The organism is Schleiferilactobacillus shenzhenensis LY-73 (genome assembly GCF_000469325.1).
Lineage (GTDB): Bacteria > Bacillota > Bacilli > Lactobacillales > Lactobacillaceae > Schleiferilactobacillus > Schleiferilactobacillus shenzhenensis.
The window spans coordinates 36,256-50,147 of sequence record NZ_KI271602.1; the positions used below are offsets into that span (position 1 = coordinate 36,256).

General features: G+C 53.3%; 19 protein-coding genes and 1 tRNA gene. 17 read left to right on the forward strand and 3 right to left on the reverse strand.

Annotation, left to right across the window (positions count from 1 at the left end):
- Positions 1–849: 849 nt before the first annotated feature.
- From L248_RS12015 to L248_RS12065, 11 genes are all read left to right on the forward strand, one after another.
- On the forward strand, positions 850–1,158 hold the full coding sequence (locus L248_RS12015; RefSeq protein WP_081701321.1) for a PTS lactose/cellobiose transporter subunit IIA: 309 nt from the start codon (positions 850–852) through the stop codon (positions 1,156–1,158).
- A gap of 146 nt (positions 1,159–1,304) precedes the next feature.
- On the forward strand, positions 1,305–2,714 hold the full coding sequence (locus tag L248_RS12020) for a PTS sugar transporter subunit IIC (protein ID WP_022530511.1): 1,410 nt from the start codon (positions 1,305–1,307) through the stop codon (positions 2,712–2,714).
- Positions 2,715–2,735: 21 nt separating this feature from the next.
- Positions 2,736–2,960: a hypothetical protein gene (locus L248_RS12025; RefSeq protein ID WP_022530512.1), complete on the forward strand. Its 225-nt coding sequence runs from the start codon at positions 2,736–2,738 to the stop codon at positions 2,958–2,960.
- The gene (locus L248_RS12030) at positions 2,960–3,163 is read left to right on the forward strand and encodes a hypothetical protein (protein WP_022530513.1); all 204 of its coding nucleotides are present in this window, start codon (positions 2,960–2,962) and stop codon (positions 3,161–3,163) included. Before L248_RS12025 ends, L248_RS12030 begins: the two co-directional genes overlap by 1 nt.
- Positions 3,153–3,575, forward strand: coding sequence for a DUF3284 domain-containing protein (locus L248_RS12035; RefSeq protein WP_022530514.1), 423 nt, complete (start codon positions 3,153–3,155; stop codon positions 3,573–3,575). The genes L248_RS12030 and L248_RS12035 overlap by 11 nt, the downstream gene beginning before the upstream one ends.
- 127 nt (positions 3,576–3,702) lie before the next feature.
- Positions 3,703–3,776 (forward strand) — tRNA-Arg (locus L248_RS12040).
- Positions 3,777–4,026: 250 nt separating this feature from the next.
- A complete protein-coding gene (locus tag L248_RS12045; protein ID WP_040536678.1) occupies positions 4,027–4,272 on the forward strand; it encodes a hypothetical protein in 246 nt (81 codons plus the stop codon).
- Positions 4,273–4,538: 266 nt separating this feature from the next.
- Positions 4,539–4,766 (forward strand): hypothetical protein, encoded by a 228-nt coding sequence (locus tag L248_RS12050; protein WP_040536695.1) that lies wholly within the window; start codon positions 4,539–4,541, stop codon positions 4,764–4,766.
- Positions 4,767–4,830: 64 nt separating this feature from the next.
- On the forward strand, positions 4,831–5,148 hold the full coding sequence (locus L248_RS12055; protein ID WP_022530517.1) for a DUF2187 domain-containing protein: 318 nt from the start codon (positions 4,831–4,833) through the stop codon (positions 5,146–5,148).
- 105 nt (positions 5,149–5,253) lie between these two features.
- Complete coding sequence (locus tag L248_RS12060) at positions 5,254–6,213, forward strand: AEC family transporter (RefSeq protein WP_022530518.1); 960 nt, start codon at positions 5,254–5,256, stop codon at positions 6,211–6,213.
- 25 nt (positions 6,214–6,238) lie between these two features.
- On the forward strand, positions 6,239–6,916 hold the full coding sequence (locus tag L248_RS12065) for a 2,3-bisphosphoglycerate-dependent phosphoglycerate mutase (RefSeq protein ID WP_040536682.1): 678 nt from the start codon (positions 6,239–6,241) through the stop codon (positions 6,914–6,916).
- Positions 6,917–6,956: 40 nt separating this feature from the next.
- Here the strand turns inward: L248_RS12065 and L248_RS12070 are convergent, their stop codons facing one another.
- Both L248_RS12070 and L248_RS12075 read right to left on the reverse strand, forming a co-directional pair.
- Positions 6,957–7,232, reverse strand: coding sequence for a helix-turn-helix domain-containing protein (locus L248_RS12070; RefSeq protein WP_022530520.1), 276 nt, complete (start codon positions 7,230–7,232; stop codon positions 6,957–6,959).
- 59 nt (positions 7,233–7,291) lie between these two features.
- The gene (locus tag L248_RS12075) at positions 7,292–7,603 is read right to left on the reverse strand and encodes a type II toxin-antitoxin system RelE/ParE family toxin (protein ID WP_022530521.1); all 312 of its coding nucleotides are present in this window, start codon (positions 7,601–7,603) and stop codon (positions 7,292–7,294) included.
- 204 nt (positions 7,604–7,807) lie between these two features.
- Between L248_RS12075 and L248_RS12080 the strand changes: the two genes are divergently transcribed.
- Positions 7,808–7,987 (forward strand): hypothetical protein, encoded by a 180-nt coding sequence (locus L248_RS12080; RefSeq protein WP_022530522.1) that lies wholly within the window; start codon positions 7,808–7,810, stop codon positions 7,985–7,987.
- 72 nt (positions 7,988–8,059) lie between these two features.
- On the opposite strand, the gene L248_RS12085 is transcribed toward L248_RS12080, so the two are convergent.
- Entirely contained in the window at positions 8,060–10,132 is a 2,073-nt protein-coding gene (locus tag L248_RS12085) for a KUP/HAK/KT family potassium transporter (protein ID WP_022530523.1), read from the reverse strand.
- Between the two features lie 430 nt (positions 10,133–10,562).
- Here L248_RS12085 and L248_RS15930 point away from each other — a divergent pair, with 430 nt between their 5' ends.
- The 5 genes from L248_RS15930 to L248_RS12105 all read left to right on the forward strand — a co-directional run.
- Positions 10,563–10,871, forward strand: a complete 309-nt coding sequence (locus L248_RS15930; protein WP_022530524.1) for a hypothetical protein — start codon at positions 10,563–10,565, stop codon at positions 10,869–10,871.
- A 259-nt stretch (positions 10,872–11,130) separates the two neighbouring features.
- Complete coding sequence (locus L248_RS12090) at positions 11,131–12,180, forward strand: hypothetical protein (protein WP_155828661.1); 1,050 nt, start codon at positions 11,131–11,133, stop codon at positions 12,178–12,180.
- Between the two features lie 72 nt (positions 12,181–12,252).
- On the forward strand, positions 12,253–12,612 hold the full coding sequence (locus L248_RS12095; protein ID WP_040536683.1) for a hypothetical protein: 360 nt from the start codon (positions 12,253–12,255) through the stop codon (positions 12,610–12,612).
- A 23-nt stretch (positions 12,613–12,635) separates the two neighbouring features.
- Positions 12,636–13,427 (forward strand): hypothetical protein, encoded by a 792-nt coding sequence (locus L248_RS12100; protein ID WP_022530526.1) that lies wholly within the window; start codon positions 12,636–12,638, stop codon positions 13,425–13,427.
- Positions 13,408–13,892: ATP-binding cassette domain-containing protein (locus tag L248_RS12105; RefSeq protein WP_040536698.1), on the forward strand; the 485-nt coding region annotated here is incomplete at its 3' end. The genes L248_RS12100 and L248_RS12105, both read left to right, overlap by 20 nt.

Genomic DNA, 13,892 nt, shown 5'->3' on the forward strand with positions numbered 1-13,892 from the left:
ACGCCAAGAACAATTTCACGGCTGAGCCCCAATCTGCTCCGCCCTACGTCACCCTACATTCTCGGAGACTGGAAATGTCTCGCTCTCCGGGAAATTCTGCCAGCCCCCTATACAGTCGTTACAGCAGTCACCTAAAAGTATGAAAGTCAGGTAGCACCTCTGGCGAATACGTCGTGGACCGAAGACCTTACGATCGGACAGAGTGTAGGCGATTTGGGCCCGGAGGCTGGCGGGGCTCAGTGGCGAAGTTGTTGTTAGCGGGTGTTCTTTGCCCGCTTATAACAAGGCCAGACTTGAAGACTTTTTGACGCACTTTGTCAAAAAGGCTTCAAGCTGTGCCCGCCACGTTCCAGCCCCAGCCAGCCGGAGGGCCCAAATCGCCGGGTCCCTCGGATCATCTCCTGATTCACGAGGCGGCAGTGCGAAGCACAACGCCGTACCGGCCCAAATCGCCGGGTCTCGCGGACAGAATCACCTTGATACCGTCCAAATTGGTGCCAACGCTCCTAGACTGTTATTTTTTCCAAATTTTTTTGTGGTAACGGTTAACCGCGCATCCCACTGGCGGTCTGCTTTTTCTGGACCCGCTGTGGTGAACTCGCCGCTTCTTAGCCGGGACGTTTGGCCAAAACACTGGACATCGGTTGCCTATTGGTCTAGACCGGGATACATAATCGGTCTAGACCTTTTTCTATCAACATTAATGAATTCGCTCCCAAAACCGGTCAAATACCTGCTAGAATAGTTGTTGGACGTTTTTGCAATGTGTTATCCTTAAGATGTTACAGCGGTTTCTTACCGCATAAAATAAAGGAGGAAACAATAGTGGCAGACGAAGACAACGACAACATGGAAGCCGTCATGGGTTTGATCATTAATGGCGGCAATGCCAAGAGCAGTGCCATGGAGGCCATCATGGCCGCCAAGAAGGGTGACTTCGACACCGCCGATCAAAAGCTCAAGGACGCTGACAACGCATTGACAGACGCCCACAATGCCCAGACCGGGATGCTGACGCAGGAAGCGCAAGGGAATCACGTCAAGGTGACCCTCTTGATGGTACATGCCCAAGACCACATTATGAATGCCATCACATTCCGCGACTTAGCCGGTGAGATCGTTGATCTCTACAAACGGTTAGACAAAGAGGGCAAGTAGCAGTTCCGACTGCTGATGCCGGTTCCCTGGGGAGGAGACCGGCATGGATTTTGTGAGCGTGCGTTGACGCAGAACGTTGCCTGGTACGCGCTTTTCGGGGAAGGAAAGCAGTTGTCTCCTTGGGGTCAGTGAGAGGAGAAACACTCATGAATGCACTCATTAAGTGGCTGGAAAAATATGTTGTTCCTGTAGCCACTAAGATTGGTTCGATCCGTTGGCTGGTTGCCTTGCGGGATGCCTTTATCGCGACGATGCCCGCCACCATGGCGGGGTCCATCGCCCTGATCCTGAATACCTTCGTCCGGGATATTCCGACGCAGTTCGGCTGGACAAAGTTTGTCGAGAACATGCAGTGGCTGATCGGTATCAACGGTCAAGTCTGGACGGGGACCATTGCCGTTATCGGACTGATCTTCGCAATGACCTTCGGCTACCACATGGCTAAGCAATACGGTGTGGAGCCGCTGTCCGGCGGTATCGTGACGTTGGGCTCATTCCTGATGGCGCTGACCCAGACGGCCAACGTCACCACTGCACTGCCTAAGGCCATCACCGGGGCAGCCGCCAAGACGTTGAAGGCTGCTGGTGCCACGCTGACGGTCACGAAGGATGCGGCCACTGGCAAGTTAGTCCACAACCTGGGCACTTCCGGCTGGGGCTTCTTCAACTTCAATGGCCACTTTGGTTCTCAAGGCCTGTTCACTGCCATGATCATCGGCGGTGTCGCTGTTGCCATTTACATTTTCTTAATGAAACGCAACTTGACGATCAAGATGCCCGACGGTGTACCGCCGGCAGTCAGTCAAGCCTTCGCTGCCATTATTCCGGCCTCGGCTGCGTTCTACGTGGTCGGTATCTTCACGTGGGCCTTCACGAAGCTGACCAACCTGGCCTTCGTGGATTGGGTCGCGAAAGTAATTCAAGAGCCGCTGCTCCACGCCTCGCAAGGGTACGGGATGGTGCTGCTGCTGACGGTGCTGGTGCAAGTCTTCTGGTTCTTCGGTATCCATGGGACCAACGTCTTGGGCCCGATCCTCGATGCCATCTGGCTGACTGCCCAGTATCAGAACATTAACACCGCTGCCGCTAATCCTGGCGCCAAGCTGCCGTTCCTTTGGACGCGGGCATCCTTCGACCTGTATGCTTGGATGGGCGGGGCCGGCAGTACTCTGATCCTGCTCATCGCCATCTTTATCTTCTCGAAGCGGCCGGATGAGCGTGCCGTGGCCAACCTGGCCATCGCGCCCGGGATCTTCAACATCAATGAGCCGGTCATGTTCGGCCTGCCCATCGTGTTGAACGCCATCTACTTCATTCCGTTCGTTCTCGCCCCGACGGTCATGGTGTCCATCGCTTACTTCGCGGTGACACATGGCTTGGTGGCACCGATCAAGAACCAAGTGGTTTGGAACATTCCGCCGTTCATCAACTCGTTCCTGGCTACAGCGGATTGGCGGGCACCGGTTCTGCAACTGGTCAACTTCGCCGTCGGTTTTGTCATTTGGGCACCGTTCGTTATTGCGTCCAACCGAATCAAACCTGACGAGCTTTCTTAACTTCAAAGGAGTGTTCACCCGATGATTTTCTTAAATGCACCGATCCAACAGGACAAGATTCTCGCGCTGCTTGACGACCAAACCGTCAATGGCGTGCATTATAAGCTGAAGAGCAAGGACGGGATGAAGCTGGTCTTCACCACCGATGCGGACGACCAAGCGGCCGCTGCGGCCAACGCCAAGAAGGCCATCAAGGCTGAGCCTTGGGGCAGCGTCTTGTTCTTCCAAGCCGGCGTTCAGGAATAATGCGGAAGCGCAGCCTGTTCGTGATGAGCCTGGGCTTCTTGATGATGGTGTTCAGCCCGTTTTACGGCACCAGTACGACCCATCTGAGCTACTGGTGGCTGGGCGGCGGTGCCTTCATCGTGGCCATCGGTATCTATGACGCGGTGGCCAGCAACCGGGAAGACAAGCGGAGAAAGGAGGACGATCACAAGCATGGAGATTAAAGAGACCTTGAACGTGCCGGTCAAGTACCTCTGGCACAACATCCTGAAGTCCGTGCTGTACGATGCGCGGAAAGAGACGGGGAAGCCTCTGACGGAGACCCAGCTGACCGGGTTGAAGTACACCAAAACGTTCTCCAATCACCAACAGGCAACGCTCCAGATCCTGACGGTCGAACCGGAGCAGGAGTATGCCTACACAACGACCACGGCGCGCAATGCGTACACGGTCCGTTATGTGCTCACGCCTGCGGGTGACGGTAAGACGACCGTGGTGTATACCGAGAAGATCGACTCCAAGGGCGGCCTGCAGAAGGCCAATGACTTCATCACCAGCATTCTCCTGGGTTGGCAGCGCAAGCGCGGCTTCAAGAAGATGCTGAAGCAGATGGAAGAGACCTATCAGCAGGCGTAACTCTGACTGATGATCACTTCATAGAGAGAAAGGTCCCACCGCAGTCATCATGGCAGCGGTGGGGCTTTTCTTTGGCTTCCCAGGCCCTTTACAAGCCGCGGGCCATTCTATAAGATAGATTGAGTACGTGCGCTTAGCTCAGTTGGATAGAGCGGTGGTCTCCTAAACCGCAGGTCGAGAGTTCGAACCCCTCAGCGCACACTCAGTAAGGACTGTCTTTTGGGATGGTCCTTTTTTGCTGGCGGCTGGATTTGTCCGGGGGGGCTGTTGCTGACAATTAGGTTCTTACCAACAGGACTGCGGTACAATCGGTCGGCCAAAGAAAAACTAAATATCAAAAACATACTTGTGAACGCACAATATTGTTATACGAACAATAAGAAAACCCATTGACCGCCCCTTTTGCACTATGACATGATATGTCTATCAAAGCAATTAAGGAGTGATCAGCATGTCCCACATCCGCATCGGCGACACGATCCAATGCCCAGAAACGGGCAACATGAGCTATCCCTTCACCGGCCGGGTACTGAAGCGGTACGAGAACAGTTACCTGGTGGCCATCGTGGCCTTCGATCCCCGCGACCGCTGGAACGTCCAGGAATTGGTGGGAAAAACCGTCATTGCCAAACGGGCCTGCAAGCGGTTAGAATACGATGCAGGCGCACCGAAACAGTATTTAGCAACGGGCTATTGAACTTCCTTCCGAGACATGATATAACATGGTCTTGTTGCGATGATTTTATGGGTCTAGGCCACTGTTGGGGACGGTGACTGACCGGGCGTTGGCCCGGTCTTCTGCGGGCGCCATGAATCATTGCGGGCAGGCGGCGTTACCGCGTCGACCTGCGCGTGTTTGTACATAAGCCGAGGTGTTGTCGGCTGAGTCCTCCGGTTCTTCGGAGGGGGTTCTTATCAAAAATTCAGTGAGTGCCTCCAGGCACTCAAGGAGGAATCATGATCATGCTGTTTGCTGGTCGCGTCCAAGATTACCAGGTCACCGGGTTATTCCGGGACAGTGAAGGACGCTCTGTCTGTGAAGAACGGATCTGTCACAACATGTCCAAGAAGGAAGCCAAGATGGACATGCAAATGTACATTTTGCGCGCGTATTCCAACGCCATTGATTTGGATCGGCCGATCAAGATCAGCTGCCAGCCGGTGACGAAGAGCCGGGTCGCAGAGTACTGAGTTTTCTGCCTTCCGCCTGGCCTTGCTCTCGTGCTAGAATGAAACAAAAGGGGGTTGTTAGCGGATGGCCACAGCCAATGAAGTCGCGGTCGGGGATAAAGTCACCGTCCGGAAGAGTGCCGACGTGCCCATGAGCTTCAAGGGGACCGTCATGAAGGTGTACACGAATTCCGCCCTGGTGAGCATCGATTCCTACCAAGAAACCGACCAGAACATCGTGAGCGATTTGAAGGATAAGACGATTATCAACTTCAAGCATATTCGGGTCACTAAGAATGCCGCCAAGCCTGCAAAGAAGGCGGCGGATACCGAAAAGTCCGAGACAGCAGCGAAAAAGCCCGCCGCTAAGACGAGCAAGCACAGTTCCGCCAAAAAGAACTGAAAACAGCATCATCCGACAGTCAGTCGGAAAGCCTCACCGGCGGGAAATACCCGTTGGCGAGGCTTTTTAATTTTCGGAAAACGCGCTAAACTGGGTGCTTAGGGAGTGAAAACATTGACCATCTTTCTGCACAGTTTATCCGGCGTCATCGTCATTTTGGTGATGATCGTCTTGGCTTGGGCGCTGACGCGCAAGGGCTGGTTCAGCGAGGATTATGCCAAGATTACAGCCCGCCTGGTCACCCAGGTGGCGCTGCCGGCGTACATGGTCGTCACCATCTCCGGCCAATTCCATAAGCAGCAGTTGCTCAGCCTCCTGCCGGACCTGCGTTTTCCGTTGATCTCAATGCTCGTTCTTTTCGCCCTTAGTTTTCCGCTGGCCCACGTGTTTCGAGTCCAGGCCCAGCACCACGGCTTGTGGCGGTCAATGTTTTTTAACTCCAACACGGTCTTCATCGGCCTGCCCATCAACATGGCCCTTTTCGGCAGCCGGTCACTGCCGGATGTCCTGGTCTACTACATGGCCAACACGTTCCTGTTTTGGACGCTGGGCGTGTACCTAATCAAGCGGGACGGATTGGGCGAGGATGCGCATTTCTCCCTGTGGGGTGCCTTGAAGAAGCTCTTCTCGCCGCCGCTGCTGGGCTTCATCCTGGGCGTTATTCTAGTACTGCTGGAATGGCATCTGCCCCAGTGGCTGATGAGTGACCTGAGCTACGTGGGCGGCTTAACGATTCCGCTGTCGATGTTCTTCATCGGGATGACGCTGGGCCGCTTTCACTTGTCTCAGCTGCGGGCCAGCTGGGACATGCTGGGCATCCTCGCCGGCCGCTTTCTCTTCGCCCCGGCCCTGATGTTTCTGCTGGTGGCGCCAATCCAAGCACCGCTGCTGCTGAAGCAAGTCTTCGTGCTTCAATCGGCGATGCCGGTCATGACCAACGCCCCAGTGGTGGCCAAGCTCTATGGCGCCGATGCCGACTACGCGGCGCTCATGGTCACCGTCAGTACGCTTCTGAGTATGCTGGTGATCCCGATCCTAATGGTGATCGTCCAGCAGATGCATTGAACGAATAATGGGAAGGAAGAAAAGCATGGTCAAACTGGTCCTCCTGCGCCACGGCGAGAGTGTTGCCAATCAACAGAATACCTACACAGGGTGGAGTGATGTGCCCCTGACGGCGAAGGGGCGCGCCCAGGCGGAACAGGCCGGCGCCCAGCTGGCTGCGCAGCACATTCCGTTCACTGCAGTGCATACCTCTATTCTTCAGCGGGCCATCGTGACGGCCGATATCGTCATGGACGCCATCGACCAGCTTTACCTGCCCATCCATAAGTCCTGGCGGCTCAATGAACGGCACTATGGGGCGTTGCGGGGGATGAACAAGGATCATTCTCGGGAACTCTTTGGCCAGGCCCAGGTGGCCAAATGGCGGCGGGGGTACAGTGATTTACCGCCGCTGTTGGCCCACACGGAGACGGATCGCAAGTACGCCGGGCTGCCCGCCAGTATCCTGACCCGGGGCGAGTCCTTAGCCTTGGCCTGGCAGCGGGTCCAGCCTTATTATGAGGATATGGTCGTGCCCCGCTTGCGCCGGAACGAGAATCAGCTCATCGTCGCCCACGGCAGCACGCTGCGGGCGCTGATCAAGTATTTGGACCAAATCAGCGACGCCGACATCGACAAAGTCGAAGTGGGCAATGGCGTACCCATCATCTATACGTTAGATGAGCGGCTGCACGTGGTCCACAAGGAATTACTGGGTCAATAGAAAAAGCCGGGTGACCGGCTTTTTCTGGTGTACTGCGTATTCAACGAATAACGACGTCCAGTTTCTTGCCCATGGCGGTGGCGAGTTTGCTCAATGTTTCCATGCTGGTATTCTCACCCCGTTCAATGCGGGCAATGGTTGACTGGGGGACATGGGCGCGTTCCGCCAGTTGGCGTTGCGTCAGCTTCGCGTCCTTCCTGGCAGCAGAGACCGCAACGGCACTGACAAAGCCGGCATAAGCGGCTTCTATATGGGCTCTCCGAGTGGGATCTTGTTCCAGTTGGCTGAGGTAATCATCGAAACGTTGCGTACTCATGACGGTGATTCTCCTTTCTGTTCTTCTTCAAAGAATTCTTTACGCAGACGAAGGCCATGTTAGATTTGGCGTCGGGGCGTTTTCTCTTGTTTTTTCGTGAATCCATGAGTGATGATGTAGCGGGGCCCTGCCACATGAAAATAAATGACCCGTTGAATCGTATCATCTGTCGACATGCGCAGTTCGTAAAGGTTGCGGGCCAGTTTCTTGACCCATTGTTTGCGGATGGCGTGCAGCATTCCCACATCTTCAACGGCTTTGATCAAGCCGTTAACCATATCCTGATCATCCTGGGATAAGGTGCCGAGGAAGTCGAGAAATTCGGCATGGCCGTTTGGGCGAATAAATATTTCAAACTCGGGTTTCTCCATAAATTATCGCATATATTGGGTCAAGACGCAATATATGCGGTCAGCTCGTAAGCTCCTTTGCTTTGGTTTGCGGCTCACTTTAAATTACGTATTTTGTGCAAGAAAGCAAAAAGAGCGATGGGATAAACCACGAACTTAGACGATGGTGCGTTGAGAACTTATTGGTTATACTAAGATCAAGAACCAAGAAAGGGCGATGCACTGATGATGATGGGCGATAGTTACGCTGCGGGTGCTTTGCTGCTGGGCGTCATCTTCTGGATTGTGGCCATTGCGGTGACGGTCTTTTTGCTGGTATCGGTCTACCGGATCGTCAAGACGCTCAAAAGCATCGACCAGACCCTCAAGGAGATCCAGCAGAACAGCGACAAAGACGTGTTTTGACCGTTTAGCACGCACCACACAAAAGAGGTTCCGTCCCTTTATTCGGGGCGGAACCTCTTTTCACTACTGCTATCAATTCTCGGTTTCGTTATCCTCAATGTCCTCGTTGGGCTCCGGCGTGTGCCGGCGGCTCAGCTTGAGCATGGCGTAAGAAATCTTCCCCAGGATCAGCGGCACGTGCTCGGTGACCACGTCCGCGTATTCCAGGCCGAACCAGGTGGCCGGGGTGACCGTGACCCGCTGAATGGCCAGCCGGGCTTGGATGATCATCCGCTCCCAGGTGGGGATTTGGGTCTCCGGTGAGAGCTCCTCTTGAATCAGAACGAAGGAGAAGTCGCCCACATTTCTGTCCGGGATCGTCGTGTACCGCTGGGGCTGGCGGGGCAGCTCGCCCCGGGCCATCATCTCGTTGATGATCTGGCGCAGGAAGACGTTGACCCGCTGGGACATGCGGAAGCCGAGGTAGAGCTGGACGTTGACCATGAAGTCGGTCCCGTACGTATCCGTGGTGTACTCGGTGGTGTAGGGCTCATCCGTCACGTTGACGGTAACGAACCAGTAGACCTGCGCCCGCTTCGGCCGCTTATCCAGAATCGAGTAGAGAATGTCCTTGTTCACTCGGTTGCCGTTCTGGACCTTGGTCATATAGACCAGGTTCGTCGTGAAGGAGGGGAAGTTGTTGTCGTCTCGCAGGCTGGCGAGCTGATTCTTATAAGCCAGCAGGGAGACCGTGTCGGAACGGAAAGTATCCTGGTTCTTGATGCGGTCGCCGAAGTACCAGATGAACATGATCGTCAGCAGGATCAGGGCGATCAAGGCGGTGACGTAGCCACCGTGGGCGAACTTGACCGCACTGGAGATGAAGAAGATGATTTCAATACTGCCGAAGAACACCAGCATCAGGCCGGCGAGACCCGGGTTGACTTTCTTGCTGCGCAGCCAGGTGAAGAGCAGGATGGTGGTCATCAGCATCGTGATGGTGATGGCCAGGCCGTACGCCGCCTCCATGTGGGCTGACGTCTGGAAGTAGAAGACGATGGCGATACACACCGCCCACAGCGCCCAGTTCACAACCGGAATATAGAGCTGGCCCTTCTGGTTGGTGGGGTAAGAAATGTTCAGCCGGGGCATGATCTTCAGCTTAATGGCTTCAGACACCAGCGTGTAACTGCCGGAGATCAAGGCCTGAGAGGCGATGATCGCCGCCAGGGTGGCGATGGCGATACCGAACAGCCGCAGCCAGGCCGGCATCATCTCGAAGAAGGGGTTGAAATCGGCCATTTTCTGAAAGACCTGCGACGTGTTGTGCTGGTCGATCCAGACGGCTTGGCCCATGTAGTTCAGGACCAGGCAGAGGTTGACATAGGGCCAGGAACCATACACGTTACGCCGGCCGACGTGGCCCATGTCGGAATACAGGGCCTCGGCCCCGGTGGTGGCCAGGAAGATACTGCCCAGGATGAAGATGCCGTTCTTATTTTCCGGCGACACCAGCAGGTGGATGGCGTAATACGGATTCAGTGCCCGCAGGATACTCAGGTCCTGCATGGTGGCCAGCAGGCCCAGGACGCCAATGAACGTGAACCAGACGAACATGATTGGGCCGAACGCCCGGCCGATGATTTGGGTCCCGAAGCGTTGAATGATAAACAGCACGCTCAGGATGATGATGGTCGTCAGGATGACCTGCTGCTGGTTCGTGATGGGAATGGCGCCCCCCACATGGATGCCCTTGAGCCCTTCGATGGCGGTGGTGACGGTCACCGCCGGCGTCAGCATCCCGTCCGCGAGCAGGGTGGCGCCGCCGATCATGGCGGGAATGATCAGCCACTTAGCCCGCTTACGGACCAGCGTATACAATGCGAAGATCCCGCCTTCACCATTATTATCGGCGCGCAAGGCGATGAAGACGTACTTGACGGTCGTGATCAGGAACAAGGTCCAAAACACCAGCGACACACTGCCCACCACGAAGTCGTCGGAGACATGCATAATGCCGCCGTTGCCTTCGATGATGGACTTCATCACGTACAGCGGGGAGGTCCCGATATCGCCGTAGACGACCCCTAAGGTGACCAGCAGACCGGCCACGGACAGCCGGGTCAAGTTCTTTTTGTCCTTGATCCCGGCAAGACTTTTACTCACGATGCCACACCTCAACTATTTTTTAGCATTGCTGTCATTCTAACATATGGAAGAAAGGGGCGACAGGGAGAGCAGGCGACTGGATTGCGGTGCTGAGCAGACGGTGGCGACGATTAAGAGACAATGCCGACCGCTCTCGTCTTTATTCTTTTTGTGAGGCTTGGTCTTTAATGCGGTCGACAAATGCACTTGGGCAGTGTACGGTTTCATTGACAACACTAATTGGTAGGTTGAACAAGGCTTTATTGATGTTCGAAATAAGCTTCAAATTTTTATACTGATTCCTCTTGTCAGCCTTTGAGATTATTGGCTAAAATCAGAAAATTAAATTAATCTTTTTAAAATTTGGATCCAAATTTAAATAGCAAGCCGTACAATTGCTTTAACAAATTGATTGGAGGGGTTTACAATGGCTAGATAAAACGTGTTTATGAAGGGATTATTGACAGCACTGGTTGCTGTCAGTGTTCTTTCTATTGGTGCTTTTGAAGGGGCATACAATTCTCCCAAGGCCGAAGCAGCAACGACCACGTTAACTTCTGACGGGACTTTTACATTTTCATTATTCTCCACCAGTTATCCGGACAGCTTTGTGCTTCACAATGTTCCGTATAATGGTGCTCAATATACGGTAATGGGCACTCTTTATAGTGTTCAAAAAGTACCAGGTGGTTACATGGGTGCGTACCGTGGGCCGGGTTACAAAAATTCAATTGCGAGCAATCAGGCACGTGAGTAAAAGAAATGCTCGCGACAGGTAAATTGTCGTAAACGACAACTCGCGTATCTCTGGAACTGTAGGCTTCAGATGGGAACGAGATAAACATGGCACATGCCGTTGAGGATCTATTTGAAGCATGCTCGATGTTTGTCAAGATGCAGCAGAGAAAATTTATCATCGTTGGGAAATGTGAATGACTCTACTGCACGTCGCAAATGTTGACGTGCAGTATTTTTGCAATCATGTGGCGTCTATCACCCATGGGGGGGATTTGTTGATGGCCAATTTCTGGTGTAAGCGTTGGCTGCGACAGCGCTGGTGGTTGTTCTTGGCCATTGCCACTGCAATACTGACGAGTTTAATCTTTTGGCACGACCAAGAGGCTGCCACTCAGTATGTGTACCAACAAGAAGTCGGAACCAATTCTGCCTTGGCCAATCTTTCGCAAACAGGTTCCCGGTACCTGAACCAGGACAGGAAAGTCATCCCTCAGTACCGCCCGGAGGTCGCACTGCTTGATCAGATCGAGTCATCTCTAAGCAGCGTTTATACCGCGCTGGACGCCACGACTGGTCAGCAATACATGGCAGCTACCATTCAAAGCAGTCAAGCTGCTGGACAATATCAAAGCCGGGCCAAAGAATGGCCTCTCCAGGAATCTCAAAGCAATCTCAATCAGCGCGTTAATTACTACCATGTATTACTTAAGCACGGGCAAATATTGTCCCCGCCCGATCTCACGACGGGCTTCCCCAATGGGCTTTTGCCCTTACTGCATGGTTTACTGACTGGCTGGGTCGGCGCTGTGTTGATTTTTATTGGTGGCTTGATCTATTCTTTAGCCCGGCAAGCTAAGGATCGCTCCCTGATCCGTTTGGCGGCGCCGCGGATGATTGATGTACTGAGGATGGAGCGGCAAGAATACGCAGCTTACGTGATAGTAGAAATTGTGACGGTACTTGCTGTTACGATGACTTTGACATTAGTGAGCGGAACAAAGGTATTTGCGGATGGGACTCTATCTTGGCAGTGTTTAGTAGACAGGGCGGGAGCCACGGTGCTCAGCACAGTGGGGTGGCCGATTCTGATATTTGTAGTGGCTGCAACCGCTCAAGCACGTCTGGCGCAGGCCGGTGCTCTCTTGTTTAACGTGCCAGTTGCTCAGGTAGTCTGCGCGGTAATTGTGCCAATCGTATTTGGTTGGCAGACACATTCATTTGCGGTTGTGATGACCAGCCGCACCGCAGTGCCAATAATCTTACTGGCTGCGATTGCCTGGGGGACTGGTTTCAGCGTGACAGCCGTGTGGCTTAGAAAGCGAGGTTAATCGCATGCGGACATACTTTGGTGGCAATGGCGGGTAACTCGCAGAGCTGTGCCAGTACTGGCCCTTTTTCTAATGTTTACTGGCGGTGCGTTGATTTTATTCATTCATATGCTTGGTCAACAACGGCAATATGTTGCGCAATACAAAGCAGACATCCAATTTAATATCGTTAGACGCCGCAAAAGAACGGACGCGGTCGACAAACAGTTTAACACCTGGATGCTGCCGCAACTACGTAACGAGCAAAAAGCCCTCCATTCGCCAAAGGAATACGCTGAAGGTTTTGCGAAAAGCCTCAATGCCCTAGCTCATCCCAAAGGCGATGACAATCAGCCTGCTGGGCTTCGCAAACACTTTTCCACATTGGTGGTCCTTTGGGCTAAGTCATTTGGGGGCAAGAAATCGACACCACGCTTTCAGAGCTCGCGTTAGTCAAGGACCGGCATATCACGCCCATGTATCCGGCACGACTACTGCTTAATGAGCAATCCGCGCAATCCTTTACTGAGAATCCAGCACTTTATTGTCAATATGTCCAAAAAGTTGGGGAGCGTTTTTACGAGCGAACGTGGTATTTTTTACAGCATCTCGTTGTTCAAAATGGCGGACTGGTGCTGGGTGCAGTCGTTAGTATCCTTCTGGCGTGGCGTTTTCCATTACAGATGAGGACTGGTGTCAAGGATGACAATACTTTTCTGGCCTTGGGTTTTACCCCAATGAAGCAATATTGGCTAAGCATGGTGTTCGACGCGCTGGTGGCATTTCTCTTTTCGCTTGTTAGTATTGGCTCATTCGTCCTCCTGAGCGCCAGAATCAACGGGTGGGGCGCGTTGAATTATCCCGTTTTATTGTGGCGCGGTGATCCGGCGATGTACTCCCATGCCTTTGCCAATCTTGGAACAATACTCAAGGACGAGACACTGCTGTTTTCTTCCGGTGTGATGCTGAGCATAGTCTTCTCACACGTCGTCGGCATGCTGATTAAGCAGCCGCTGGTCGTTCTCCTGACGACCATTGACCTGTGGGCTGTGCCGCTGGTCGGACCGAGCTGGCGTTGGGCACCGTGGACGTATCTTAACTTTAGTCGGGTGGCAGACGGTTATACCAAGACTTTCTATCAGTCCTACGACGTTTCTGGTGGAATAGCAGTGTTACTTGGTTGGACAGCATTTTTTATCATATTGGGCTGCGGTTGGTTGACAAGCACGCAAAGGAGGCGAATAACGGATGGCCATTCTGACAATTGACGGTTTAACCTTTCGCTTTAAACAAAAACAAATTTTTGCCGATGCCAAGTTGGGGCTGACTGAACCAGGGATATACGGCATCGTCGCCCCGAATGGGACTGGCAAGTCCACTTTGTTCAACTTGATTACCGGAATATTGCCGCCGCAAAAGGGCACGATTGAGATTATGGGTGAGATGAATTCACCAACTGCTGTGTTTGCCTATGTGTCCTACGCCCAGAGTGCTGAACATTTTCTACCTGTTATGAGTGGACGTGACTATATTCAGCTCTTTCAAAAAGCGCATCGGAGCGGTAGCGAACGCGTGGATGCAGTCACAGCCCGTTTAGGGGTTGATTCGTTTCAAAATGATCGTATTCGGACGTATTCTATGGGGATGAAACAGCGTTTGAGGCTGGCCATTGCGTTGATGCTCGACGTCCCTCTTCTGTTGTTAGACGAGCCATTAAATGGCTTGGATCCAGA

Bases quoted from the DNA above. Each gene is read 5' to 3' on its own strand.
- L248_RS12015 (WP_081701321.1), top strand. From the start codon at position 850: ATGGAAGCCGTCATGGGTTTGATCATTAATGGCGGCAATGCCAAGAGC.
- L248_RS12020 (WP_022530511.1), top strand. From the start codon at position 1,305: ATGAATGCACTCATTAAGTGGCTGGAAAAATATGTTGTTCCTGTAGCC.
- L248_RS12025 (WP_022530512.1), top strand. From the start codon at position 2,736: ATGATTTTCTTAAATGCACCGATCCAACAGGACAAGATTCTCGCGCTG.
- L248_RS12030 (WP_022530513.1), top strand. From the start codon at position 2,960: ATGCGGAAGCGCAGCCTGTTCGTGATGAGCCTGGGCTTCTTGATGATG.
- L248_RS12035 (WP_022530514.1), top strand. From the start codon at position 3,153: ATGGAGATTAAAGAGACCTTGAACGTGCCGGTCAAGTACCTCTGGCAC.
- L248_RS12045 (WP_040536678.1), top strand. From the start codon at position 4,027: ATGTCCCACATCCGCATCGGCGACACGATCCAATGCCCAGAAACGGGC.
- L248_RS12050 (WP_040536695.1), top strand. From the start codon at position 4,539: ATGCTGTTTGCTGGTCGCGTCCAAGATTACCAGGTCACCGGGTTATTC.
- L248_RS12055 (WP_022530517.1), top strand. From the start codon at position 4,831: ATGGCCACAGCCAATGAAGTCGCGGTCGGGGATAAAGTCACCGTCCGG.
- L248_RS12065 (WP_040536682.1), top strand. From the start codon at position 6,239: ATGGTCAAACTGGTCCTCCTGCGCCACGGCGAGAGTGTTGCCAATCAA.
- L248_RS12070 (WP_022530520.1), bottom strand. From the start codon at position 7,232: ATGAGTACGCAACGTTTCGATGATTACCTCAGCCAACTGGAACAAGAT.
- L248_RS12075 (WP_022530521.1), bottom strand. From the start codon at position 7,603: ATGGAGAAACCCGAGTTTGAAATATTTATTCGCCCAAACGGCCATGCC.
- L248_RS12080 (WP_022530522.1), top strand. From the start codon at position 7,808: ATGATGATGGGCGATAGTTACGCTGCGGGTGCTTTGCTGCTGGGCGTC.
- L248_RS15930 (WP_022530524.1), top strand. From the start codon at position 10,563: ATGAAGGGATTATTGACAGCACTGGTTGCTGTCAGTGTTCTTTCTATT.
- L248_RS12090 (WP_155828661.1), top strand. From the start codon at position 11,131: ATGGCCAATTTCTGGTGTAAGCGTTGGCTGCGACAGCGCTGGTGGTTG.
- L248_RS12095 (WP_040536683.1), top strand. From the start codon at position 12,253: ATGTTTACTGGCGGTGCGTTGATTTTATTCATTCATATGCTTGGTCAA.
- L248_RS12100 (WP_022530526.1), top strand. From the start codon at position 12,636: ATGTATCCGGCACGACTACTGCTTAATGAGCAATCCGCGCAATCCTTT.